This window comes from Cellulosimicrobium protaetiae, from assembly GCF_009708005.2.
Classification (GTDB): Bacteria; Actinomycetota; Actinomycetes; order Actinomycetales; family Cellulomonadaceae; genus Cellulosimicrobium; species Cellulosimicrobium protaetiae.
The window spans coordinates 4278018-4300646 of sequence record NZ_CP052757.1 but is presented as its reverse complement, the minus strand read 5'-3'; the positions used below and the strand labels follow the sequence as shown (position 1 = coordinate 4300646).

The following is a 22629-nucleotide window of genomic DNA, read 5'->3' as shown; positions in this document are numbered from 1 at the left end:
GGTCGAGGGTCGGGGTTCGGGGTTCGGCCAGCGGTCAGGTTCAGGTGCGCGCCTCGCGCACCGTGATGCGGCGCGCGAGGCGTTCGATCTGGTCGCGGCGCCCGGTCCCGAGGCCGCGGCGCGTGACGTTGAGCGCGCCCGCCGCGGCGCCGAGGCGCACCGCGCCGGGCAGGTCGAGGCCGCGACCGAGCCCGACGGCGATGCCCGCCGTCATGGAGTCGCCCGCGCCCCGGTGGTCGACGGTCGTGATGCGCGGCGTGCGCACGGTGTACGTGTGCTCGCGCGTCACGAGCAGCGACGGGTCGTGCGCGCGCGAGACGACGACGGCGCGCGGCCCGGCGTCGACCATCCCGCGCGCCGCGGAGAGCAGCGCCGCCTCGGTGTCGTCGTCGGCGAACCCGCCCTCGACCATCTCCTCGTGGCTGATCTTGAGCACCGCGCCGGGCGCGTCGGCGACGGCGCGCGCCTGCTCCCCGGAGAGGTCCGCGACGACCTGGCGCTCCGACGCGTGCAGGTCGCGCGCGAGCCGCCCGAAGAACGAGGCCGGGACGCCCACGGCGGTCTCGGACCCGGTGAGGATCGTCACCGCGGCGTCGAGCCCGGACACGAGCACCGTCCCGTACAGGTCGTCGACCTCGTGACGGTTGAGCGGGAAGGGGTCCATGGTCACGACCTCCACCCGTTCCCCGCTGCGGCGGTCGTGGACGTACGCGCCGTTCCCGCCGGTCGTCGTCGCGCGCAGGTCGAGGTTCTCGGCCCGCGCGAGGTGCGCCGCGACCGTCCCTGTCTCCCCGCCGAACGGCCCGCACACCACGACCTGCGCGCCGAGCGAGTACGCCATGCGGGCGAGCCAGAGGCCCTGGCCGCCGGGGTGGACGTGCACCTCGGGCGACGTCTCGTACGGCCCGGCGGGCTCGATCTCGACGGTCAGCAGCGGCGTCAGGGCGAGCACGCACACGGCCGGGGTGCGGGCGGGGCTGGGTGTGTCGGATGGGGCGGGGAGCGGACCGGGCGCGGGCGTCGGGGTGGCGCTCATCCGTCCACGCTAGGGGCGCGGCGGTCGACTCACCCGTCGAACCGGCCGTCGAACCGGGCGTCGAGCCAGCCGGCGAGGTGGTCGGGGCGGTCGGTCATGATGCCGTCGACGCGCCGCACGAGGAGGTCGTCCCACTCGTCCGACGTGTTCGCGGTCCAGACGTGCACGCGCAGCCCCGCGTCGTGCAGCGTCTCGACCAGGCCCGGCTCGTGCGCGAGCAGCGCGACCTCCGGGTTGCAGGCCACGACGCCCAGGTCCGCGCACACGCCGACGAGCTCGGCGAGGCTGTCCGGGTGCAGCGCGAGCAGCAGCGCGCGGTCGAGGTGCCCCGCGGCGTCGCGCAGCGCGGCGACCGTGGGCGGCCAGAACGACTGGACGAGCACGCGGTCCGCGAGCCCGGCGTCGTCGACCTGCTTGGTCACGAGCACAGCGTCCTCGACGGTCCACACGCCTTTGAGCTCGACGAGCAGCCCGAGGCCGGGCCGGTCGGAGGCGAACCGGGCCACCTCGGCGAACGTCGGGACGCGCTGGCCCGCGAACGCGCGCGAGAACCAGGACCCGGCGTCCAGCGCCCGGACCTCGGCCAGCGTGAGCCCGTCCACACGGCCCGACCCGTCCGTCGTCTCGTCCACGACATCGTCGTGCAGCACGACGACCTGCCGGTCGGCCGTGAGCCGGACGTCGAGCTCGATCGCGTCCGCACCCGCGCGCCACGCGGCCTCGAACGCGGCGAGCGTGTTCTGCGGCGCCACGGACGAGTTGCCGCGGTGCCCGACGACGAGCGGGCGGCCCCCGTCGTCGGCGGCGGGCCGGAGCAGGGGGGACGGGTGCGTCGTGCGCCGCTCCGAGGGGCGGCCGGCAGCGCTGGGCGACATGGGGCCAGTCTCGCGCGCGAACCGCGCAGCCGTCCTGCCGGGCGCGTCGCCTTGCGGGACGTTCCACCAACGTTCAGCCGGCGACGGGACGTCAGCGGCGGCGGCCCGTGAGCGCGAGGAGGTTGGTGAGGTCGTCGGCGCCGTCGTCGAGCGGGCTGCGGAACAGCGGGCCGGGCTCGAGGAACGTCGAGCGCGACTCCGCGTAGTGCAGCGCCCACGCGATCAGGGCGGGCTCGCCCTCCTCGTCCGCCCCGACGGCGCGGGCCAGGTCCCACGCGTGCACCACGAGGTCGAACGTCATCTGGGCGCAGTACTCCGCGCCCGACTCGTCGCCGTACGAGAGGTGCACCCGGCGGTCGAGGGCGTCGGGCGCGAGGAACGCCTCGCGGGCCTGGACGGACGCGTCGACCCACCGGTCCACCGGGTCGTCGCCGAGCACGTCGCCCTCGAAGACGGTGCCGACGTCCTCGATCCAGCGCCCGGCGAGCAGCTCGGGCGCCCACAGCTGCTCGGCCGTGAGGTGGTTGACGAGGTCGCGCACCGTCCAGTCGGCGTCCGGGGTGGGCAGCGCCCACTGGTCGTCGCGGAGCGGGCGGACGAGCGCGTCGAACGCGCCGATCGCGTCGCCGTGGGCGGCGAGGACGTCCATGCCGAACCTCCCGGGGCTCGTGAACCTCCACCGTGGCACGCCGGGCGGCGCGCCGCAGGTCGAGCGCGGCACGTCGACGAGCACGAGTCGAGCGCGGCCCGCGGCCCCGGGGACGGTGGGGCCGCGGGCCGCCGTCTCACACCGACACGACGATCTTCACGTGGTCGTCCTTGTGGTCGATGAGCTCGCGGTACCCCTTCTCCACGACGTCCTCGACGGCGATGCGGCTCGTGACGAACGGGGCGAGGTCGATCTTGCCCTCCTGCACGAGCCGGATCACGGCCGGGTGGTCGTCCGCGTACCCGATGGCGCCCTTGATGGTGAGCTCCCGCAGGAGCACCGTCATGACGTCGAGAGTCGGGGGCGCGGAGAACAGCGCGACGATCTGCAGCGTCCCGCCCGCCTTGAGCGCGTGCGTCAGCGTGTCCAGCACCGGCTGCGCGCCCGAGCACTCGATGGCGACGTCCGCGCCGCGACCGTCCGTGAGCTCGAAGAGGCGTGCGGCGACGTCGACCTCGCGCGGGTCGAGCACGACGTCGGCCACGCCCGTCTCCAGCGCCTTGGCCTTGCGCGCCCCGCTCACCTCGGTGACGACAGCGCGCGCCCCGATCGCGTGCAGCACGGCGCACGTGAGGAGGCCGATCGGTCCCGCGCCACCGACGAGGACCGTGTCGCCCGCCTGCGCCCCGGACAGCCGGACCCCGTGGTACGCGACCGCGAGCGGCTCGATGAGCGCCGCCTGGTCCAGCGGGACGTCGCCGACGGGGTGCACCCACCGGCGCTCGACGACGATGTGCTCGGACAGCCCGCCGCCGCTCCCGGAGATGCCGATGAACCCCATCTTCACGCACGCGTTGTAGAGGCCGTCGCGGCACGGCGGGCACTCGCCGCACACCATGAACGGCTCCACGACGACCGCGTCCCCGACCGCGAGTCCCTCGACGCCCTCACCGAGCTCCTCGACGACCCCGGAGAACTCGTGCCCGAACACGACGGGCAGCGTCTCGCCCGACATCGGGTGCGGCTGGGTCTCGGACGGCGCGGGAGGGAACGGGCCTTCGAGGTACAGGTGCAGGTCGGACCCGCAGATCCCCGTCCACGCCGGCCGGATCTTCACCGTCCCCGGCCGGGTCTCGGGCTCCGGGACGTCCTCGATCCGGAGGTCTTCCTTGCCGTGGTACCGCGCCGCCTTCATCGTGCTCACCTCGTCCGTCGGGCCGCGCGCACCGGTCGGTGCGCGACGGTCGGGCGTCCCGGGAGTCGTCGGCGAGTCCAGGGCGACCGGCCGTGCGTCCACGCTAGGCCGGGCCGGCCGAGCCGGGACGCGCCGAAGGTCCTCAGGGCGCGGGCCGGTCGTCGGCCGTCGCCGCCGGGAGGTCGCTGGGGAGCGCACCGAGGACGTCGGGCGCGTCCTGCTCGACGACGGTCCGCTCAGTCCTGGGTGAGCAGCCCGGCGGTGAGCGCGATGGCACCCCAGACGACGAGGCCTCCGCCGACCGCGATCGCCAGCCCGTTCGCACCCGTCGACCCGACCCGGCGCGCGCCTCGGGCGGCCGTCGCGGCGATCGCGAGGCCGGACACGACGAGCACAGCCCCTGCCACGATCCAGAACATCGCGAACACGGTCCCATACGTCCCCCGGACGGCGCTCGCGGGGACGCGCCCGGACCTGGCTCCCGAGGCCGGTCCCGGGGTCGCGCACCGCGGAGATCAGCGGTTTCTCCTTCGCGCCCTTCACGGAGAGCGAACACGCCCCGGAAGCGCCGGACGCCCGGACGCGCCTGACCGCGGGCCGAGACGGGTTGCGCCGGGGCGGCGCCGCCCCGCACCGTGTGCGGGTGCACACTTCGTCCGACGGTGAGACCGTCCGCCGCGTCCTCTTCCCGGGCCGTCACCACGTCGTCACGCGCTACCAGGTCGACTACCTGCGTGCGCTGCGCGCCGGGCTCGTGCGCGACCTCGACGGGCGCCGCGTGCGGTGCGCGCCCGACGTCGAGGTCGTCTGGGTCGTCACCTCCGCGAACCACGCGGGCACGCGGCGCAACCCGCTGCCCGGCCACCGCCGCGAGGCGCTGATCGAGAACGTGACGACCCGCGAGGGGCTCGCGTCCGTCGTCGTGCCCGTGCCAGACGTCGCGCCCGACGACCGGTTCGCGCGGCTCGTCGTGACGAGCGTCGCGACGGCGACGGGCGTCGCGCCCGACCCCGCCGACACCGTGGTCGCGTGCTCGACCCCCGCGCTCGTCGACGCGTACCGCGCCCTCGGTTACCGGGTCGCGGGCGTCGAGCTCGACGCCACCGAGCCCGGAGGCGAGGCACCCGCCCGACCGTGGGACGTCGTCGAGCAGATCGCGGCGGGCGACGACCGCTGGCGGGACGTCGCGCACCCTGCCGTGCCGGAGTTCTTCGCGCGCTACCGGTTCGTCGACGACGTGCGGCGCATCTTCGCCGACCCCGTCGTCTCGGGCGACGGCGACCTCACCTCGACGCGCGACTACCGCACGTACGCCGCCGCGTTCGAGGACGCCTCGGCGCGCAAGTGGGCGCAGGTGGCGCAGCACGTGCGCCCGGGGCGGATCGTCGACATCGGGTGCGCGACCGGCGGCCTCCTCGAGCACGTCGCGCGCGAGCCGCGCCTGCACGAGTCCGACCTGTTCGGGGTCGACGTCGCGCGGCACCTCGTCGCCGAGGCGGAGCACAAAAAAGCGCAGGGGGCGTTCGCGAACTCCCACGTGTGGTTCGTGCAGGCCAACATCCTCGACCGGTCCGTGATGCCCGACGCGAGCGTCGACACCACCCTGACGATCGCGCTCACGCACGAGATCTCGTCGTACGGCGACGGCGTGCGCGACGTCGAGACGTTCGCGCGCCGCGTCCACGCCCACACGCGACCCGGGGGCGTGTGGATCAACTCCGACGTGTGCGGTCCCGCCGAGCCGGACCGCGTCGTCGTGCTCACGCTGCGGACCGACGACGGCGACGCCGCGACCGGGAACGGGCCCGGCGGGGCGCGGGGGGACCTGGACGACCTCGCGCGCGCGGACGTCGCCGCGTGGGTCGGGGCGTTGTCCACCGACGCGCGCCTGGTCCAGTTCGCGCACGACTTCCCGCGCCTGTCCGGCGCCGCGTTCGCGCCCGAGCAGCTCGGCCCCGGGTCGTGGCGGCTCACTCTGCGCGAGGCGATGGAGTTCCTCACGCGCAAGGACTACGTCGACAACTGGCTGTCCGAGTGCCACGAGCGGTTCTGCGACCTCAGCGGTCCACGCTGGGCCGACCTGCTCGCGGACGCCGGCTTCGAGCTCGAGCCCGGCAGCGGTGCGTGGCGCAACGAATGGGTCGTGGAGCACGCCCTCGCGCCCGTCGCGGCGCTGCACGACGCCACGACCGGCGAGCCCGTCGACTGGCCCGACACCCACGTCCTCACGGTCGCGCGCCGCCCCGAGCTGGCCTGACCCGGCCCTGTCCCGACCTGGTTCCGGCCTCCCGAGGTAGAACCCTGGTCGGCCGAGGTAGAACCCTGGTTGCGTGAGGTGGAACCCTGGTTGCGTGAGGTGGAACCCTGGTTGCGTGAGGTGGAACCCTGGTCATGGTCGGGGCCCTTCCTCGCGAGGCCAGGGCCGCGCCGTCGTACGCTCGAAGGCGTGCTGCTCGACGCCCGCACCCAGCGTGGCCTCCAGGACGGGACGGTGACGCTCGCGTTCCGCCGCTGGACGACGGCGCGCGTGAAGGTCGGGACGCTCCAGCGGACCCGCGTCGGTGTCGTCGAGGTGACGTCGGTGGAGCGCGTCCCGGACGGTCCGGACGGCGAGCCGCTGGTGTCCGACGACGAGGCGCGGCTCGCGGGCATGGCCTCGCCCGCCGAGGTGCTCACCCGGGGCGCGGGCCGCGAGGGCGACCTCTACCGCGTGGGCATCCGCCTCGCGGGGCCCGACCCGCGTGTCGCACTGCGCGAGGACGCCCACCTGGCCGCGGCCGCCGTCGAGCAGATCCGCGCTGCCCTGGACCGCAAGGACCGCGCCGCCGCGGCGCCGTGGACGCGGCAATACCTGGAGCTGGTCGCCGCGAACGAGGGCGTCGTCGCGCGCGAGCTCGCCGCCGGTCTGGGGATGGCGCGCGACGACTTCAAGGTGCGCGTGCGCCGGCTCAAGGAGCTCGGCCTCACCGAGAGCCTCGACGTCGGCTACCGCCTCTCCCCGCGCGGCCGGGCCTACCTCGACGCGACGGCACCCGGGACGTGACGCGCCCGAGAACTGTCAGCGCCTCCTCGCGCCGGCCTCGACGACCCGCTGACAGGGCGCGGGGGCGTCGAGTGGTCAGCGAGGTGTCGCGCTCGACCGCGACGAGGTGCCGACAGGATCGGCGGGGTCGCCGATCGCCGGGAGGCCGTCGAGGCTCTCGGCGTTGCGATCGCGCCAGTACGTGTCGAAGTACTCCGGCGTGCGGCGCTCGTGCGACCGGTCGAGGACGTCGCGGTCCTCGACGAACTCCATGTGCGGCACCGACCACCCGCACGAGTCGGAGACACGCTCGACGTCGACCACGACGATCCCGCGCTGCCCGAGCTCGCGCTCCTTGGCGAACACGGGGCGCAGCGCGTCGAACTCCGCCGTGCCGGTCTCGACGTACCGGCCGCGGCCGTGGAACCGGACGATGTTCGGCGGCCCGTCGAACGCGCAGAACATGACGACGACCCGCCCGTTCTCCCGCAGGTGCGCAGCCGTCTCGGCGCCGGAGCCTGTGTAGTCGAGGTAGGCGACGCGGTGCGGGTCGAGCACGACGAACGTGCCGGCCATGCCCTTCGGCGAGACGTTGACGTGGCCGTCCGCCGCGAGCGGCGCGGTGCCGACGAAGAACACCGGCTGCGCGAGGACGAACGCTGCCAGCCGGTCGGTGATCTCGGGGTGCACGGTCGCCATGGGCCGAGTCTGGCACCGGCGTCGGAGGTCGGGAGTAGCGTCCGGTAGATGGGCGCCACGACACCTCCGGACCTCGACCCCAAGGCGACGCTGCAGCGTTACCTCACGCGCGAACGTGAGGTGCTGCTGAGCAGGGCTGAAGGGCTGAGCGAGCACGACGTGCGTCGTCCGCTCACCCGGACGGGCACCAACCTCCTCGGGCTCGTGAAGCACGTGGGCAGCGTGCAGCTCGGCTACCTCCACGAGGCCTTCGGCGGCACGCACGACCTCGCGATGCCCTGGTTCGCCGACGACGCGGAGGTCAACGCGGACATGTGGGCGACGGCGGACGAGTCGCGTGAGGAGATCCTCGACCTCTTCCGCCGGTCGTCGGAGCTGTGCGACGCGACCGTCGCGTCGCTCGACCTCGACGCGCGCGGCGAGGTGCCGTGGTGGCCGCCGGAGCGTCGGGAGATCACGCTGTTCCTCGCGCTCGTGCACGTGCTCGACGAGGTCGCCCACCACGCCGGTCACGCCGACATCGTCCGCGAGCTCGTCGACGGCGAGGCGGGCGACGACCGTGGCAACCTCCCCGACCTGGCCGACGACGAGTGGGCTGCGTACCGGGAGCGGCTGGAGGCCTCGGCCGTCGAGGCTGCGCGGCGCGTCGGCGAGCAGCACTGACCCCGAGATCGAGCGCCGAAATCAGACGCGCTCGAGCAGGACCGCGACCTCGTAGTGCGACGTCTGCGGGAACATGTCGAGCATGCGTGCCTCTCGCGGTCGGAGCGAGGGCATGAGGGCCAGGTCGCGCGCGAGCGACGTCGCGTTGCAGCTCGAGTAGACGACGTGCCCGACGGCGGACCCCTCGAGCCACGTGCTGAGCGTCTCGCCGATGCCGCGTCGCGGTGGGTTGACGACGACGAGGTCGGGCACGTCCTTCTGGGAGAGCGCGAACGCCGTCGCGTCCTGCGCGAGGAAGGTCGTGCGGTCGAGGCCCGCGTCACGCGCGGTGAGGCGAGCGCTCGCGACGGCCTCCGCGCTCGTCTCGACGCCGACGACGTCCCGGTCGGGTCCGGCGACGTGCAGCGCGAACCCGCCCACCCCGCAGTAGAGGTCCCAGACCGTGGCGGGCGCGGCGTCGTCGACCCAGTCGCGGCCCTGGCGGTAGAGGGCGGCGGCGACGTCGGTGTTGGTCTGGAAGAAGCTCTGCGGGCGCAGGTGCAGGTCGATCCCGTTGACGCGCATGCGCAGGGTCTCGGCGTCGGTGAGGAGGATCTCCGTCTCGCCCTCGACCACGGCCTTGTGCTCGGGGTGCAGGTTCGCGGAGACGACGCGGAGCGACGGCAGCGCGTCGAGCAGGCTCGGCAGGTGCTTGCGGATCCGGGGCAGCGACTCGGTGGACCGCAGGACGAACCGCGCCATGAGGTCGCCGTCGGGGGAGAGCGTGACGAGCACGTACTTGAGCTCGCCGCGGCGCGCGCGCACGTCGTAGGGGACGAGCCGGGCGCGCGTGACGAGCTCCGCGAACGCCGGGAACGACGCCTGGAGCGCGGGCGGGTAGAGCGGGCAGTCCGTGAGGTCGACGCCGCCGCCCTCACCGAGGATGCCGAGCACGGGGGCGTCCGTCGTGCCGGTGACGACCATCTTCGCCTTGTTGCGGAAGGCTGACTCCGCCGACTCGACCGTGGGCAGCCAGGTCAGGTCCGGCGCGAGCGGTGCGAGGAGGTCGGCGCAGTGCTCCTGCTTGCCCGTGAGCTGCGCCGGGTACGCGAGCTCGAGGAGGCTGCACGACCGGCACCGGCCGGCGTCGTAGTGGTGGCACTGCACTCGTTCGAGTCTAGGTGCCGGGCGGGGTCGGAGCGGGTCGTTGGCCGGGACGCGTCGGCGAGGGCGGTGTCGACGGCGCCGCCGGTGAAGGTCGGGCCGCCTCGTGGGAGCGCTCCCTGGCGTGTCCGCGCGGTCTCGGCTACGGTCGTGGCAGCGCTCCCACATCGTGTGGCGGTGCTGTCGCCGGGCCGGTCCGGCGAGTGCGGTTTCGACGGAGCAACCGACCAAGGAGCAGACCCGGCATGACTCTCGACAGGCGGAGAAGAAGCAGACGAGCGTGGGCCGCGCTGTGCGCGGCGGTCCTCGCGGTGGGCGGGGCGGTCGTCGGTACGGCGGCGCCCGCGAGCGCGGTCCCGGCGACCATCCCGCTCACGATCACCAACGACTCGGGCAAGGGGCCGATCTACCTGTACGTCCTCGGCGAGCGCGACGGCGTCGCCGGCTGGGCGGACGCGGGCGGCACGTTCCACCCGTGGCCCGGTGGGGTCGGCCCCGTGCCCGTCCCGGCACCGGACGCGTCCATCGCGGGCCCCGGGCCCGGCCAGTCCGTGACCATCCAGCTCCCGAAGCTGTCCGGGCGCGTCTACTACTCGTACGGCCAGAAGATGACGTTCCAGATCGTGCTGGACGGCCGGCTCGTCCAGCCCGCGGTCCAGAACGACTCCGACCCCAACCGGAACGTCCTCTTCAACTGGACCGAGTACACGCTCAACGACGGCGGCATCTGGATCAACAGCACGCAGGTGGACCACTGGTCCGCGCCGTACCAGGTCGGGGTGAAGCGGTCCGACGGGCACGTGCTCAGCACGGGGATGCTCAAGCCGAACGGCTACGAGGCGTTCTACACGGCCCTCGAGAGCGCGGGGTGGGGCGGGCTCGTGCAGCGCGCGCCCGACGGGAGCCGCCTGCGCGCGCTCAACCCGTCGCACGGGATCGACGTCGGCAAGATCTCCTCGGCGTCGATCGACTCGTACGTCACCGAGGTGTGGAACTCCTACCGCACGCGCGACATGGTCGTCACGCCGTTCTCCCACGAGCCCGGGACGCAGTTCCGCGGCCGCGTCGACGGCGACTGGTTCCGGTTCAGGAACGGGTCCGGGCAGGAGGTCGCGGCCTTCAAGAAGCCCGACGCGTCGAGCGTGTACGGGTGCCACAAGGACCTCCAGGCGCCGAACGACCACGTCGTCGGACCCATCGCCCGCACGCTGTGCGCCGCGCTCGTCCGCACCACGGCGCTGACGAACCCGAACCAGCCCGACGCGAGCAACGCCGGCTTCTACCAGGACGCCCGGACCAACGTCTACGCCAAGCTCGCGCACCAGCAGATGGCGAACGGCAAGGCGTACGCGTTCGCGTTCGACGACGTCGGCGCGCACGAGTCGCTCGTCCACGACGGCAACCCGGCCGCCGCGTACATCAAGCTCGACCCGTTCACGGGCACCGCGACGCCCCTCGGCGACAGCGGGGGCGGCACCGAGCAGCCGAACCCCGGCGGCGGCCTGCCGGCCGGCACCGGGACGATCCGCGCCGGCGCCGCGCTGTGCCTCGACGTGCCGTGGGCCGACCCGACCGACACCAACCAGGTCCAGCTCGCGAGCTGCAGCGGCAACGCGGCGCAGCAGTGGACGCGCGGGTCCGACGGGACCGTGCGGGCGCTGGGCAAGTGCCTCGACGTCGCGCGCAGCGGGACGGCGGACGGCACCGTCGTCTGGATCTACACGTGCAACGGGACGGGCGCCCAGAAGTGGGTGTACGACGCCGGCACCCAGGCCCTGCGCAACCCGCAGTCCGGCAAGTGCCTCGACGCCCAGGGCGGAGCGCCGCTCCGCGACGGCCAGAAGGTCCAGCTCTGGACCTGCAACCAGACCGAGGCCCAGCGCTGGTCGTTCTGACGCCGCCCGGTCGCTGACCTGACGGCACGCCCGGTGCCCGACGCCGCCCGCTCGCGGGACGTCGTCGGGCACCGGCGTGCTGCGGGCGGGGTGGGCGACCCTGGCCGGGCGGTCAGGTCTCGCGGTGACCCGGCGTCGGGCCGCTGCGTCAGGCCGGCCTGGTCGCCTTGCCGTCGAGCCACAGGGTGTCGGACTCGTCGCGGTGCGTGCCGTCGGACCCCACGTGCTTCGAGGAGATCTGCGGGCCCTTGGTGATGACGTGGACCATCGCCATGCCGTGGCCACGGCCGATGCCGTAGTCGGTCTGGAGCCACTCGAGGATCGGCGTCGCCTTCGTGGACCCGTCGAACCCGCGCTCGTGCGCGAGGTCGACGAGCTGGCGCGGGGTGAGGCCGGTCTTGTCCTCGACCGCGTCGAGATAGGCCTGGAAGGACATGCGGGGCTCCTCGTCGTCGGGGCGGGTCGATCGACCCGCCGGTGAACCTACCGACGGTCACCCACACGCGGACTCATCGGTCCGGTCGCGGTGTCCTCCGCGCGGGGCGTGGCGGGCGGTTGCCCGACCGCAGCACGTCCGACACCGCGTTCTCCACCAGGACGGGGACGAAGTCGCGCACGTGCGCGGTCTGGTACCGCCCGAGCTCCGCGAGCACATGGTCGCGGACGTCGTCCACCGGCACGTCCGGGAAGCGCGCACTGATCCGCTCGACCACGACGTCGATCTCGCGGTCCTCGTCCTCGATCGCCATGACCCGACGGTGCGGCCCCGCAGCGCGGAGCGCAACCAATGGCAGGTGAACAGAGGGCGCCGCTACGCCACCGTTCCGCAGGCTTCGCCGCGTCCGTGACCGGGTGGGCCCCGTGGGGTTCGAACCCACAACCTACGGATTAAAAGTCCGCAGCTCTGCCAGTTGAGCTAGAGGCCCTGGACACCAGTGGGTGTCCACGCACAGGCTACCCGCGCGCCCGGGTCGGCAGTTCGCGACGACATCGGCGGCTCCTGGCGAGATCGGCAGCCGGGACTGCCGATCTGGGCAGGAACTGCCGAACTCGGCCCGGGCGACCGGCGGCTCGCGCGGGCGCGGACCTTACGCGCGTCGTCGGAGGCTGTCACGCGCGGTCTTGCTCCGTGAGAAATTCGGTGAGAACCGGGCGATTCGCTTGCGAGTCGCGCTCGTTCTTGTTTCGGTGGAGAAGACCGAGGAGCCCGCGGGAGGGTGCACCGACGGCAGGCCACGCCGGCCAGGCGTGGGCCGCACGGACGTGTCCCGCAGGGCTCCGCCCGGCGACGAGAGGAGCTCTCGTGCTCACCCTGACCGACAACGCCCGTACCGCTGTCCACGACCTGCAGACCCAGGCCGGTGTCCCGGAGGGAGGCGGTCTGCGGATCGCGGAGTCCGCGGACCAGGCGGGCAGCTTCGAGCTCGCGCTCGTACCCGCCCCGCAGCCCGACGACACGGTCGTCGAGGACGGCGAGGCGAAGGTGTTCGTGGAGTCCGCCACGGCCCCGACGCTCTCGAACCTCACGCTCGACACGGACCCGAACGCGCAGGGCCCGGCGTTCGTCCTGACCCCTCAGGGCTGACCCACAGGCACCACCGGCGCCCGCGCCGGACGATCTCTACGCGTCCCTCTCCTCCTCCAGGCGCGTCTGCGGTCGCACGACGGGCCGTCCGCTCCGGCGGGCGGCCCGTCGTCGTGCTCCGCGCCTGTATCAAAGGCGTCGCTCTGCCGCTCTCTCCCCGACGTGGTTGTCCCGATCAACCGAACCCGGCCACCGGGCCGGGAGCAAGGGGGAGAACGATGACGTCCAGGACCACGACCGCCACGTCCACCCTTCTCGCCGCGCTCGGCGTGGCGGCACTCGCCGCCGGCTGTGGCGCGGCCCCCGCGCCGGACGCGGAGCCCGCCGTGGACGCGCCGACCGCGCGCGCTGCCCACGACTCCGCGGCGCCGCCCGCGGAGCAGCACCTCGTCGTCGTCTCCGGGTCCGAGGTCGACCTGGACGGGGAGACGGTCGAGCCGACGTCGCGCGAGGTCCGTCCAGAGATCGCGTGGGACGGCGACCGGGTCGCCTTCCTCTCGGGTGCGACGCTCGTCGACGGCGACGTCGACCCCGCGTCGTGCGCGGACCGGATCGTGGGCCTCGAGGCGACCCAGGGGGACACCCGGGACGTCCCGGGGAGCTCGCTGCCCGCCACGCTCCTCGACGACGGCGCGCAGGTGTGCGTCCGGACCGACGAGGGGGTCGTGCTGCACGTCGAGCTCCGCGGCCCGGACGTGCGGGACGAGCTGCAGGTCAGCGTGCGCGCCCAGCTCCCGCGCTGACGGGCGGGGCCGGGGCGACGGCGATCAGGCGGCCGGCCCCACGATCCACGACCCGCCGAGCACGGCGGCGCCGATCGTCACGACGAGGAACACCCCGACCCAGAACAGCCCGGGCACGCGCGTGAGGCGGGCGAGGATGTCCGCGTCGGAGGTCGCCGCCCGTCCCCGCGACCGCTCGCTCTGCAGCTCGAGCACGGGCCGGACCGCGCCGAGCAGCAGGAACCACGTCACGGCGTAGGCGACGGCGCTCTGCACGGTGGGCGTCGCCCACCACGACACGCCGACGAGCGCGGCACCCGTGACGAGCACGGACCACAGCCCGAACCAGTTGCGGATCTGCAGCAGCATCAGGGCGAGCAGCACGACGAGCAGCCACAGCAGCCCGACGGCGTAGCCCTGCCGCAGGAGCGCGGCGGCACCGAGCCCGATGAGCCCCGGGCCGACGTACCCCATGAAAGCCGTGAGGATCATGCCGAACCCGCGGGGCCGTCCGGACGACACGGTGAGACCGGAGGTGTCGGAGTGCAGCCGGATGCCCGACAGGCGTCGTCCGGTGAGCAGCGCGGCGAGCGCGTGCGACGCCTCGTGCGCGATGGTCACGACGTGGCGCGCGACGCGCCAGACCGGCGTGACGAGCACGACCGCCAGGGCGAGGGCGCCCATCGCGACGACGACGGCGGTCGACGGGGGAGCGACGGGCGTCGTCGCGGCCTCCCACACCTGCCCGACGACGTCCCCCACGGAAGAGGCGACGTCGCCGCCCGAGGTGGTGCCGTCGTCGGACAGCACGGCGCGGGCTACGGCGAGGGAGGGCGTCGGCGCGTGCACGCGCGACATTCCACCACAGACGGCTCGGAGTCCGCCGAGAACGACTCCGCGCGCGGTCGAGCACGACATGGCGGTCGCGACGACGCTCGTGACGTCCTCCATGTCGTGTTCGGCGGTGGACGCGGCGCGCGCCGGCGGCGACGAGACGCACCTCACCCGTGGGCCCGGCGTCGGGCATGAGAGACTGTGGGTTCGAGGGCAGCGCGATCCCGCGCGCCCCGCGTCGTGGAGATCCCCCCGGATTGCGTGCGGCGGACCCCGACCTTGAGCCCCGAGAGGCCCATCACCTGTGACTTCCTTTGCCGATTTCGGCCTGCCCACCCCTGTCGTGCGCGAGCTCTCGCGCCAGGGCATCGACTCCCCGTTCCCCATCCAGACCGCCACGCTGCCCGACTCGCTGAAGGGCCGTGACGTCCTCGGCCGCGGCCGCACGGGCTCCGGCAAGACTCTCGCGTTCTCGCTGCCGACCGTCTCGCGCCTGTCGTGGGCGAAGTCGTCGCGCCACCCGCGCCGTCCCCGCGCCCTCGTGCTGTGCCCGACGCGCGAGCTCGCCAACCAGATCAACGCCACGATGGAGCCGGTCGCCAAGGCCCTCGGCCTCGTGACGACGACGATCTTCGGCGGCGTCGCGCAGTCGCGCCAGGTCGCCGCGCTCGACAAGGGCGTGGACATCGTCATCGCGTGCCCCGGCCGCCTCGAGGACCTCCTCAACCAGCGCCTCCTCACGCTCGACGCCATCGAGATCACCGTGCTCGACGAGGCCGACCACATGGCCGACCTCGGGTTCCTGCCGGGCGTGAAGCGCATCATGGACAAGACCCCGAAGCAGGGGCAGCGCATGCTGTTCTCCGCGACGCTCGACAACGGCGTGGACCAGCTCGTCAAGCGCTACCTCAGCAACCCGGTGCGCCACTCGGTGGACGACGCCGCGGCCGCGCCCCCGCAGATGACGCACCACATCCTCGCGGTGCGCGACGCGGACGCGAAGAAGCAGATCGTGCACGAGCTCGCGTCCGGCACGGGCCGCCGCGTGCTGTTCATGCGCACCAAGCACCAGGCGAAGAAGCTCGCGAAGCAGCTCACCGCCGGCGGCGTCCCGGCCGTCGACCTGCACGGGAACCTCGGCCAGGGCGCGCGCGAGCGCAACCTCGAGGCGTTCTCCTCGGGCGCGGTGAAGGTGCTCGTCGCGACGGACATCGCGGCGCGCGGCATCCACGTGGACGACGTCGAGCTGGTCGTCCACGTCGACCCGCCGGCCGAGCACAAGGCGTACCTGCACCGTTCGGGCCGCACCGCGCGCGCCGGGTCGGAGGGTGTCGTCGTCACCGTCATGCTCCCGGAGCAGCGCGGCGACGTGCGCGACCTCACGCGCAAGGCGAAGATCACGGCCCAGCCGAAGCCTGTCGCCCCCGGCGACGCGACGATCACGAGCCTGGTCGGCGAGGTCGCCGAGTACGTGCGCCCGTCGGACATCACGCCGCCGCAGACGCAGGCGAAGCGTGGCACCACGTCGACCAACGGCGGCTCGCGCGCGTCGCGTCGCGGCCGCGGGCAGGGCGGCGGTCGTCCGGCCGCTCAGGGCTCGGGCCAGGGCCAGACGGCGCAGCGCGGCCAGGGCGGTCAGCGTCCGGCCCAGCGCACGTCGGGCGGCGGACGCCCGGAGGGCGGTGCTCGTGACGGCCGCGGCGCCTCGGGCACTGCGAACGGCGCGGCCGGCCAGGGCGGCGGCGGCCGTCGTCGCGGCGGCCGCGGCCGCGCGCAGCGCCCCGCCGGCGGTTCGGGCACCGTCTACTCGACCTCCACCCCGCGCTGACGCCCCCCAAACGCTGAGTGCATGAAATAGTCGCGGTCGAACCGATTCGGCCGCGACTATTTCATGCACTCAGCGGGTGGGTGGGGCGGGAACATCGGGGCTGTGCGCGCGGTTGGGATCGTCGGAGGTGTGGACCATGACCAGCCAGATCCACGAGAACCAGCCCTACGAGGTCGTCAAGACCGACGCCGAGTGGCGCGCCGAGCTGTCGCCGCAGGAGTTCGCCGTGCTGCGGCAGGCGGGTACCGAGCGCGCGTGGACGGGCGAGCTGCTCGACGAGAAGCGCGTCGGCGTCTACGCGTGTCGCGCGTGCGGCAACGAGCTGTTCCGCTCGGACACCAAGTTCGACTCCCACTGCGGGTGGCCGAGCTTCTTCAGCCCGCTCGCGGGCGACCGCGTCGAGCTCCTCACCGACCGCAGCCTCGGCATGGTGCGCACCGAGGTGCGCTGCGCGCGCTGCGGGTCGCACCTGGGCCACGTGTTCGACGACGCGCCCCAGACCCCGACGGGCGACCGGTTCTGCATGAACTCGGTCAGCCTGACCTTCCAGGTCGGAGCGGAGTAGCCGACCGGGCGCCGGCCCACGTGTCCACCGCGCACGCGAGCACGACGCCCACCAGATAGCAGACCAGGTCCCGCACCGCGAACGTGCTGCCCAGCAGCCACGCCGCGGGCGGGACCGCGTCGTTCACTGCCGCCGCGAACCCCGTCGCCTGGAGCCCCTCGACCGCCCAGCACCAGCCGAGCGCGACCGCGCCCGCGACGAGGGGTCGGACGCGCGCGAGCACGAGGACCACGAGGACGTAGGTCGCGACGGCGTAGAGGACGTCCCCGCCGACGTCACCCCACGGGTCGGTCACGCGGGTGGCGACGACGAGACCCGTGAGCACGACGACCGCGAGCACGAGCCCGACGACGAGGCGTCGACGCCGTGGCGGTGAGGCACCGGGCGTCTCGACGGGCCGGTCGACGGGCTCGTCGACCGGCCGCGGCGTGGGGGCGCCGTCGGGCACGGTCACGCGCGACGGGGGCGTGCCGTCACCGGTTCGCGTTCCAGCGCACGACGTCCTCGGAGTACCGGTGCAGCAGGGTCGCGAGCGTCGCGACGTCGCGACGGTCCCAGCCGTCGAGCGCCTCGGTGATCGACGTGACCCGGCCGCTGTGCGCGGCGTGGAGCCGGGTCTCGCCGTCGGGAGTGAGGGTGATGAGCTGGCCGCGCGAGTCGTCGGGGTCGACCTCGCGCGCGACGAGGCCGAGCGCGTGGAGCCGGCTGAGCTGGCGGGAGATCGTCGCGCGCCCGACGCCGAAGTGCGCGGCGAGCTCCGAGCCGCGGACCCCGGGGTGGTCGGCGATGTGCGCGAGGAGCGGGTACGCGCTCGCCTCGAGCCCGGGGTGGATGCGGCGTGCCATCCCCGTCGCGACCGCGCCCGCGCGGCGCAGCAGGACCCGCAGCTCGCGTTCCAGGTCGACGTACGCGACGTCCGGCTCGGCGGCGCGCGCGGCGTCGGGAACGGGGCTGGTGGGAGCGGTCTCGTCGGGCACAGGCCCATCATGACGCCCAGGACGGCACGTGGTCACGCCTGTCCGGGAAACCTCACCCCCTCCGGGTCGCCAAGACGACCCGGCGGGGTCGAGTATCCTTTTCCGGGCCCGAGGGTGGTCCGTGGGGAGGTGGAGCCAGGTGAGGCGCCGTCCCTTGCGTACCGTGGTGCTCCTCGCGGTCGTCCTCTCCACCCTCCTGGGAGGCTGCTCGGCTCTCGACGCACCGCGACGCCTCCAGGTCGTCGTCGCGCCGCACCCCGACGACGACCTCCTCGGGATCGCGGCGGTCGACGACGACGACTTCACCGTCTGGGTCGTCGGCACCCAGGGCGAGTCGACGGGATACTGCGAGCCCGACCTCCTGCGCCCGTCGGTCACGTCCCTCGGGGAGTGGCCCGTCCCGACGCCGGCCGGCCGTCAGAGCGCGGAGTGCCGGACGGCGCGGCTCGCGTCCTGGCTTGGATTTCACCGCGACCTCTCGGACCGCCAGGGGAGCGACGCGTTCGGCGCGGAGACGGGACAGCTCCCGGAGCTCCAGGAGGTTCCCGCGCAGGAGCTGGGCATCGGGGCTGTGCCGCGGTCGACGGACACCGAGGAGCAGGCGTCTCCGATCCTCTACTCCGTCGGCGCAGACGCCGCACTGGTCGCCTTCGACGGCGGCGACGGGAACCTGACGGCCGACGAGGTCGAGTACATGGTGACGTGGGTGCTGGCACAGCGCGGCGCCCTCCTGCCCGAGCTCGACCTGTCACGGATCATCGGCGCGTCGTACTTCAACGACCCGTCCCGCGTCGTCGCGACACCGGACTGCCGTCGGGAGCTCTGCACGGGCAACCGGGCGTTCGCCGACTACCCGCATCCCGACCACCTCGCCGTGTCGTCGGCACTCGCGCAGAACGACTTCGGTGCGCTCGAGGGGAACCTCGTCGCGACATGGCCGCGGCCCATGGCGATCACCTACCGCCACGCGTTGGACGAGGACACCTACTGCTCGCTGATGTGCGAGTCCCCGGACGACACCGGAGTGCCCGTCGGCCTGATGCAGTCGTGGTACGGCTGGCTCGCGTTCCCCGGTGACCACTGGCCCCAGACCGAGGTTCCCGTCCAGGCAGGGAACGGGCGGGCGCTCATCATGTCGCGTCAGCAGGCCTTCCTCAGCTACTACGGTGCGTGGAACCGGGTGGCACCGTGACGGCGGCCGTGCGTACCCGGCCGTCGACACGGATCGCCGCACTCGACTGGCTCCGCGGCATCATGCTCGTCGCCTCCGTGACGATCAACAGCATGGTGATCCTGCCGCCGTCGTTCCACCACTCCCCGTGGGACGGAGTGAACCTCGAGGACGTCATCTTCCCGATCTTCGTCACGCTCTCGGGCTGCGGTCTCGCCTTCGCCCTCAACAGGCGTACCGACTGGCCCCGCTTCGCGCGCAGGGTCCTCGTGCTCTTCGGGCTCGGACTCGTCTACAACTGGGTCGTCGACGGCACGCAGTCCTTGGGGGAGCTGCGCGTCACCGGGGTCCTCCAGCTCTACGCGGTCGTCGTGCTGCTCACGGCGCTGGGACACCAGCTCACGAGGACCTGGCGTGGGTGGCTGGGGTGGACGGCGTTCTACGCGTCCACGTACTCGGCGCTCCTCATGTGGTGGAGCACGCGGTGCCCCGACTCCACGCTCACGCGGGAGTGCAACCCGTCAGGGGCGATCGACAGCGCCGTCTTCGGCAGTCACATGTACGCGGGTGGCCTCCTGGGGCACGACCCGGAGGGTCTCGTCGCGATCTACGGTTCCATGGTCTCGGTCGCTGCCGGAGCGACGGTCGGCCACCTGGTGCTGGCGATCCACCGGCGGTCGGCAGACGTCCCCCTGCGTCGCTACGTCGCTCCGCTGACGCTTCTCGGCGCCGGCCTGCTGGCCGCGGCCTGGCTCCTTCCGCGTGTGGCCGACCTGCTCGGCGCCGACCTCCCGACGATGAAGAGGCTCTGGACTCCGCCGTTCGCCCTGGCGATCGCGGGAGGCGTAGCGATCGCGATGGGTCTGGCGGTCGTCGTGACCCGGAAGATCGAGTCGCGTCCTGTGCTCGATACCGCGCTCCTCTACTGGTTGGTCGCGCTCGGGCGCAACAGCCTGCTCGTCTACTTCGGGTCCCACGTGCTCAGCTCGTTGTTGCGCCGCTACCCGGGCGGCCGGGGGGAGGGCGTCCTCTTCCAGGCCGTGAACGCGCTCGGAGGTGGCTGGGCCGGGCAGATCGCCGTGACGCTCGCGCTGCTGCTCTTCTGGACGACGCTCGCCGTCGTCCTGCATCGCCGACGGATCTATCTGACGGCTTGATCGCGTCGCGCCGAGACCGCTCGGGGCCCCGGCGCGACGCGAGGGCGGTACCGGACCAGGTCCGGTACCGCCCTCGACGGATCAGTGCGGGTGAGGCTCAGACCGACGAGCGTGTCGACCGCTCGTCGTCGACCACGCCCGCGGGCTCGAACGCCTCGAGGAGCGTCGACTCGGTCTCCTCGGCGAGGGTCACGCGGCCGGGGGTCGCGTCGACCGGGGCCTCGGCGCCGGAGAGGGCCGCCTCCTTCTCGAGGCGCTCCTGGAGGCCGGTCTTGGTGCCGAGCGGCACCTCCTTGAGGAACGACACGGCGATCAGCGCGATCAGCGCGAGCGGCACCGCGACGAGGAAGATCTCGGCGATGCCGTCGCCGTAGGACCTCTCCACGAGGTCCTTGATCGGCACGGGGAGGGTCGAGACGTCGGGCACGGCGTTGCCGCCGCCCATCGAGTCGGCCGGGATGCCGAGCTTGGTCAGGCCGTCCTGGATCGACGTCGTGACCTTGGTCGCGAGCACCGCGCCGAGCACGGACACGCCGATCGCGCCGCCCAGGCTGCGGAAGAACGCGACGGTCGAGGTGCCCGCGCCCATCTCGTCGACGTCGAGCGTGTTCTGCACGGCGAGCACGAGGTTCTGCATGAGCATGCCCATGCTGACGCCGAGGAAGAACAGGTAGACGCTGATGAGCGTGAAGCTCGTGTGGTAGTCGATCGTCGACAGGGCGAACAGCGACACCACGAGGACCGCGCCACCCGTGACCATGAAGGCCTTGTAGCGGCCGTAGCGCGTGATGAGCTGGCCGAACAGGGTCGACGCGACGAACGTGCCGACGATCATCGGGATCGTCAGGAGGCCCGACTCGGTCGGGGTCTTGCCGCGCGCCACCTGCATGTACTGGCTGAGGAACACGGCGGTCCCGAACATCGCGACGCCCACCGCGACCGACGCGACGACCGCGAGGACGAACGTGCGGTTCTTGAACAGGTGCAGCGGGATGAGCGGCTCGGGCGTCACGCGCTCGACGAGCACGGCACCGACGAGCGCGAGCACCGCGCCGCCGACCATCGCGAACGTCTGCCACGAGAGCCACTCGAAGTTCTGCCCGGCGAACGTCACCCACAGCAGGAGCGAGGAGACGCCGGCGCTGATGAGGATCGCGCCCCAGTAGTCGATCCGGACGACGCGGCGCGCGACCTTCGGCAGGTGCAGCGTGCGCTGGAGCACGATGATCGCGGCGATCGCGAACGGCAGCCCGACGAAGAAGTTGAGGCGCCAGCTCACGGCGTCGGTGAGGACACCGCCCAGGAGCGGTCCGCCGATCTGGCTGACGGCCATGATGCCGCCCATGAGGCCCATGAACTTGCCGCGCTCGCGCGGCGAGATGATGTCCGTGATGAGCACGGTGGCGAGCGCCATGAGACCGCCAGCGCCGATGCCCTGGAACGCACGGAGCGCGATGAGCGTCCCGACGTTCTGCGACAGGCCCGCGAGCGCGGACGAGACGACCGCGACGACGAGGGCGATCTGGATGAGGACCTTGCGGTTGGTGAGGTCGGCGAGCTTGCCCCAGATCGGGGTCGAGATCGTCATGGCGAGCAGGGTCGACGTGACGACCCAGGTGTACGACGACTGCGAGCCGTTCAGGTCGCTGACGATCTTGGGGAGCGAGCTCGAGACGATCGAGCTCGCGAGGATCGCGACGAACATGCCGAGGAGGATCCCGGAGAGGGACTCCATGACCTCACGGCGGGTCATGGACGTCTCGGTCGCGCCGGGCGGTGCGGTGCGTTCTGGTGTGGTGCTGGTCATGAGGCGCTGAGTTCCTTGCTCACGGGGCCGTGTCGGAGGCACCCGTGTCGTGGGGCGGTGTCAGGTGGTCGGTGGCCGGTCGCGCGGAGCCGCGGTCGGCGGGTCGGGGGCGTGCCCGACGGCGGTGGTGCCGCGGGCGCCTTCGGTCACCCGGTCGTGCGGGGAGCGTCGTGGCCGGCGACGACCGCCGCGGCGACGCGCTCGATGTGGCGCGTGGCCTCGACGATCTCGTCGTCGTGCCACTCGGCGAACGTCGTGGCGGCCAGGGCGTCGATGTGCTCGTACGCCCGCAGGACGAGCGTGCGCCCGTCCTCGGTGAGCTCGACGGTCCGGGCGCGCCGGTCGTCGTCGTCCACCGTGCGGCGGACGAGGCCCTCGTCGACCAGGTGGCTCACCTGGCGGCTGGCCACGGACAGGTCGACGCGGAGCCTCGCGGCGACGTCCCCGAGCTGGACGGGGCCGCACCGCTGGAGCATGCGGAGCAGCCCGAACGACGACCGCGGGATGTCGAGGTCGCGCGCGATGCGGACGGCCGACTCGCGCTGCGCGCGGGCCAGCTCGTCGAGCGCGCGGATGAGCCCCGCCGCGGGGGAGGGGTCGGGAGCGAGCTCCGGGGCCGCGCTGGCCGCGGCGGGGGTGATGACGGGCACGACTACTCCTTGGTTGCTGCAGGCAAGCATACGCCTCGCAGTTGCTTTCAGCAACCATTGTGTGGAGCAAGGAATTCTCGGGCGTCCCGTCGCGGCCCGGAGACGGCCGAACCCGGGGTCCGTCCCCACCCGGCGCGTGCCGTGAGGACCGACCCC

At 73.2% G+C, this 22629-nt stretch carries 24 protein-coding genes and 1 tRNA gene; 10 read left to right on the top strand and 15 right to left on the bottom strand.

Annotated features, from left to right (window positions below):
* Positions 1 to 40: 40 nt before the first annotated feature.
* From FIC82_RS18495 to FIC82_RS18475, 5 genes are all read right to left on the bottom strand, one after another.
* A complete protein-coding gene (locus FIC82_RS18495; RefSeq protein WP_154799457.1) occupies positions 41 to 1036 on the bottom strand; it encodes a 1-phosphofructokinase family hexose kinase in 996 nt (331 codons plus the stop codon).
* 29 nt (positions 1037 to 1065) lie between these two features.
* Positions 1066 to 1911, bottom strand: coding sequence for a glycerophosphodiester phosphodiesterase (locus tag FIC82_RS18490; protein ID WP_154799456.1), 846 nt, complete (start codon positions 1909 to 1911; stop codon positions 1066 to 1068).
* A gap of 91 nt (positions 1912 to 2002) precedes the next feature.
* Positions 2003 to 2560, bottom strand: coding sequence for a TIGR03086 family metal-binding protein (locus FIC82_RS18485; RefSeq protein ID WP_154799455.1), 558 nt, complete (start codon positions 2558 to 2560; stop codon positions 2003 to 2005).
* Positions 2561 to 2696: 136 nt separating this feature from the next.
* Entirely contained in the window at positions 2697 to 3755 is a 1059-nt protein-coding gene (locus FIC82_RS18480) for a 2,3-butanediol dehydrogenase (protein ID WP_154800546.1), read from the bottom strand.
* A 236-nt stretch (positions 3756 to 3991) separates the two neighbouring features.
* Positions 3992 to 4174: a hypothetical protein gene (locus FIC82_RS18475; protein WP_154799454.1), complete on the bottom strand. Its 183-nt coding sequence runs from the start codon at positions 4172 to 4174 to the stop codon at positions 3992 to 3994.
* A 224-nt stretch (positions 4175 to 4398) separates the two neighbouring features.
* Here FIC82_RS18475 and FIC82_RS18470 point away from each other — a divergent pair, with 224 nt between their 5' ends.
* Positions 4399 to 6012 (top strand): class I SAM-dependent methyltransferase, encoded by a 1614-nt coding sequence (locus FIC82_RS18470; RefSeq protein ID WP_168732093.1) that lies wholly within the window; start codon positions 4399 to 4401, stop codon positions 6010 to 6012.
* A gap of 189 nt (positions 6013 to 6201) precedes the next feature.
* On the top strand, positions 6202 to 6798 hold the full coding sequence (locus tag FIC82_RS18465) for a hypothetical protein (RefSeq protein ID WP_168732092.1): 597 nt from the start codon (positions 6202 to 6204) through the stop codon (positions 6796 to 6798).
* A gap of 75 nt (positions 6799 to 6873) precedes the next feature.
* Here the strand turns inward: FIC82_RS18465 and FIC82_RS18460 are convergent, their stop codons facing one another.
* Positions 6874 to 7476 (bottom strand): pyridoxamine 5'-phosphate oxidase family protein, encoded by a 603-nt coding sequence (locus FIC82_RS18460; RefSeq protein WP_154799452.1) that lies wholly within the window; start codon positions 7474 to 7476, stop codon positions 6874 to 6876.
* A 48-nt stretch (positions 7477 to 7524) separates the two neighbouring features.
* Between FIC82_RS18460 and FIC82_RS18455 the strand changes: the two genes are divergently transcribed.
* Positions 7525 to 8139, top strand: a complete 615-nt coding sequence (locus FIC82_RS18455) for a DinB family protein (protein ID WP_154799451.1) — start codon at positions 7525 to 7527, stop codon at positions 8137 to 8139.
* A 21-nt stretch (positions 8140 to 8160) separates the two neighbouring features.
* Here FIC82_RS18455 and rlmC read toward each other — a convergent pair whose 3' ends face one another.
* Positions 8161 to 9285, bottom strand: a complete 1125-nt coding sequence (rlmC, locus tag FIC82_RS18450) for a 23S rRNA (uracil(747)-C(5))-methyltransferase RlmC (protein ID WP_168732091.1) — start codon at positions 9283 to 9285, stop codon at positions 8161 to 8163.
* A gap of 242 nt (positions 9286 to 9527) precedes the next feature.
* Between rlmC and FIC82_RS18445 the strand changes: the two genes are divergently transcribed.
* Positions 9528 to 11177 (top strand): glycoside hydrolase family 64 protein, encoded by a 1650-nt coding sequence (locus FIC82_RS18445; protein WP_154799449.1) that lies wholly within the window; start codon positions 9528 to 9530, stop codon positions 11175 to 11177.
* A 148-nt stretch (positions 11178 to 11325) separates the two neighbouring features.
* Here FIC82_RS18445 and FIC82_RS18440 read toward each other — a convergent pair whose 3' ends face one another.
* From FIC82_RS18440 to FIC82_RS18430, 3 genes are all read right to left on the bottom strand, one after another.
* Complete coding sequence (locus tag FIC82_RS18440) at positions 11326 to 11613, bottom strand: DUF4287 domain-containing protein (protein ID WP_154799448.1); 288 nt, start codon at positions 11611 to 11613, stop codon at positions 11326 to 11328.
* 73 nt (positions 11614 to 11686) lie between these two features.
* Positions 11687 to 11926, bottom strand: a complete 240-nt coding sequence (locus FIC82_RS18435; RefSeq protein ID WP_154799447.1) for a three-helix bundle dimerization domain-containing protein — start codon at positions 11924 to 11926, stop codon at positions 11687 to 11689.
* Between the two features lie 104 nt (positions 11927 to 12030).
* Positions 12031 to 12103, bottom strand: a tRNA-Lys gene (locus FIC82_RS18430).
* A gap of 377 nt (positions 12104 to 12480) precedes the next feature.
* Between FIC82_RS18430 and FIC82_RS18425 the strand changes: the two genes are divergently transcribed.
* Both FIC82_RS18425 and FIC82_RS18420 read left to right on the top strand, forming a co-directional pair.
* Complete coding sequence (locus FIC82_RS18425) at positions 12481 to 12762, top strand: HesB/IscA family protein (protein ID WP_047231388.1); 282 nt, start codon at positions 12481 to 12483, stop codon at positions 12760 to 12762.
* A 218-nt stretch (positions 12763 to 12980) separates the two neighbouring features.
* A complete protein-coding gene (locus FIC82_RS18420) occupies positions 12981 to 13505 on the top strand; it encodes a hypothetical protein (protein WP_154799446.1) in 525 nt (174 codons plus the stop codon).
* A 24-nt stretch (positions 13506 to 13529) separates the two neighbouring features.
* Here the strand turns inward: FIC82_RS18420 and FIC82_RS18415 are convergent, their stop codons facing one another.
* Positions 13530 to 14246, bottom strand: coding sequence for a M50 family metallopeptidase (locus FIC82_RS18415; RefSeq protein ID WP_253691909.1), 717 nt, complete (start codon positions 14244 to 14246; stop codon positions 13530 to 13532).
* A gap of 376 nt (positions 14247 to 14622) precedes the next feature.
* On the opposite strand from FIC82_RS18415, the gene FIC82_RS18410 reads away from it, so the two are divergent.
* Positions 14623 to 16146, top strand: coding sequence for a DEAD/DEAH box helicase (locus FIC82_RS18410; protein ID WP_168732090.1), 1524 nt, complete (start codon positions 14623 to 14625; stop codon positions 16144 to 16146).
* A 136-nt stretch (positions 16147 to 16282) separates the two neighbouring features.
* The gene (gene msrB / locus FIC82_RS18405) at positions 16283 to 16711 is read left to right on the top strand and encodes a peptide-methionine (R)-S-oxide reductase MsrB (RefSeq protein WP_154799444.1); all 429 of its coding nucleotides are present in this window, start codon (positions 16283 to 16285) and stop codon (positions 16709 to 16711) included.
* Here the strand turns inward: msrB and FIC82_RS18400 are convergent.
* Entirely contained in the window at positions 16680 to 17165 is a 486-nt protein-coding gene (locus FIC82_RS18400) for a ribosomal maturation YjgA family protein (RefSeq protein ID WP_154799443.1), read from the bottom strand. The two genes, msrB and FIC82_RS18400, sit on opposite strands and share 32 nt — an antisense overlap.
* A gap of 19 nt (positions 17166 to 17184) precedes the next feature.
* Positions 17185 to 17688, bottom strand: a complete 504-nt coding sequence (locus FIC82_RS18395) for a MarR family winged helix-turn-helix transcriptional regulator (RefSeq protein ID WP_253691278.1) — start codon at positions 17686 to 17688, stop codon at positions 17185 to 17187.
* A gap of 154 nt (positions 17689 to 17842) precedes the next feature.
* Between FIC82_RS18395 and FIC82_RS18390 the strand changes: the two genes are divergently transcribed.
* Together FIC82_RS18390 and FIC82_RS18385 are read left to right on the top strand one after the other, a co-directional pair.
* On the top strand, positions 17843 to 18880 hold the full coding sequence (locus FIC82_RS18390) for a hypothetical protein (protein ID WP_154799442.1): 1038 nt from the start codon (positions 17843 to 17845) through the stop codon (positions 18878 to 18880).
* A complete protein-coding gene (locus FIC82_RS18385) occupies positions 18859 to 20016 on the top strand; it encodes a heparan-alpha-glucosaminide N-acetyltransferase domain-containing protein (protein ID WP_154799441.1) in 1158 nt (385 codons plus the stop codon). The genes FIC82_RS18390 and FIC82_RS18385 overlap by 22 nt, the downstream gene beginning before the upstream one ends.
* A gap of 97 nt (positions 20017 to 20113) precedes the next feature.
* Here the strand turns inward: FIC82_RS18385 and FIC82_RS18380 are convergent, their stop codons facing one another.
* Both FIC82_RS18380 and FIC82_RS18375 read right to left on the bottom strand, forming a co-directional pair.
* Positions 20114 to 21823, bottom strand: coding sequence for an MDR family MFS transporter (locus tag FIC82_RS18380; RefSeq protein WP_154799440.1), 1710 nt, complete (start codon positions 21821 to 21823; stop codon positions 20114 to 20116).
* Between the two features lie 146 nt (positions 21824 to 21969).
* Positions 21970 to 22473, bottom strand: coding sequence for a MarR family winged helix-turn-helix transcriptional regulator (locus tag FIC82_RS18375; protein ID WP_168732088.1), 504 nt, complete (start codon positions 22471 to 22473; stop codon positions 21970 to 21972).
* Between the last annotated feature and the right edge of the window lie 156 nt (positions 22474 to 22629).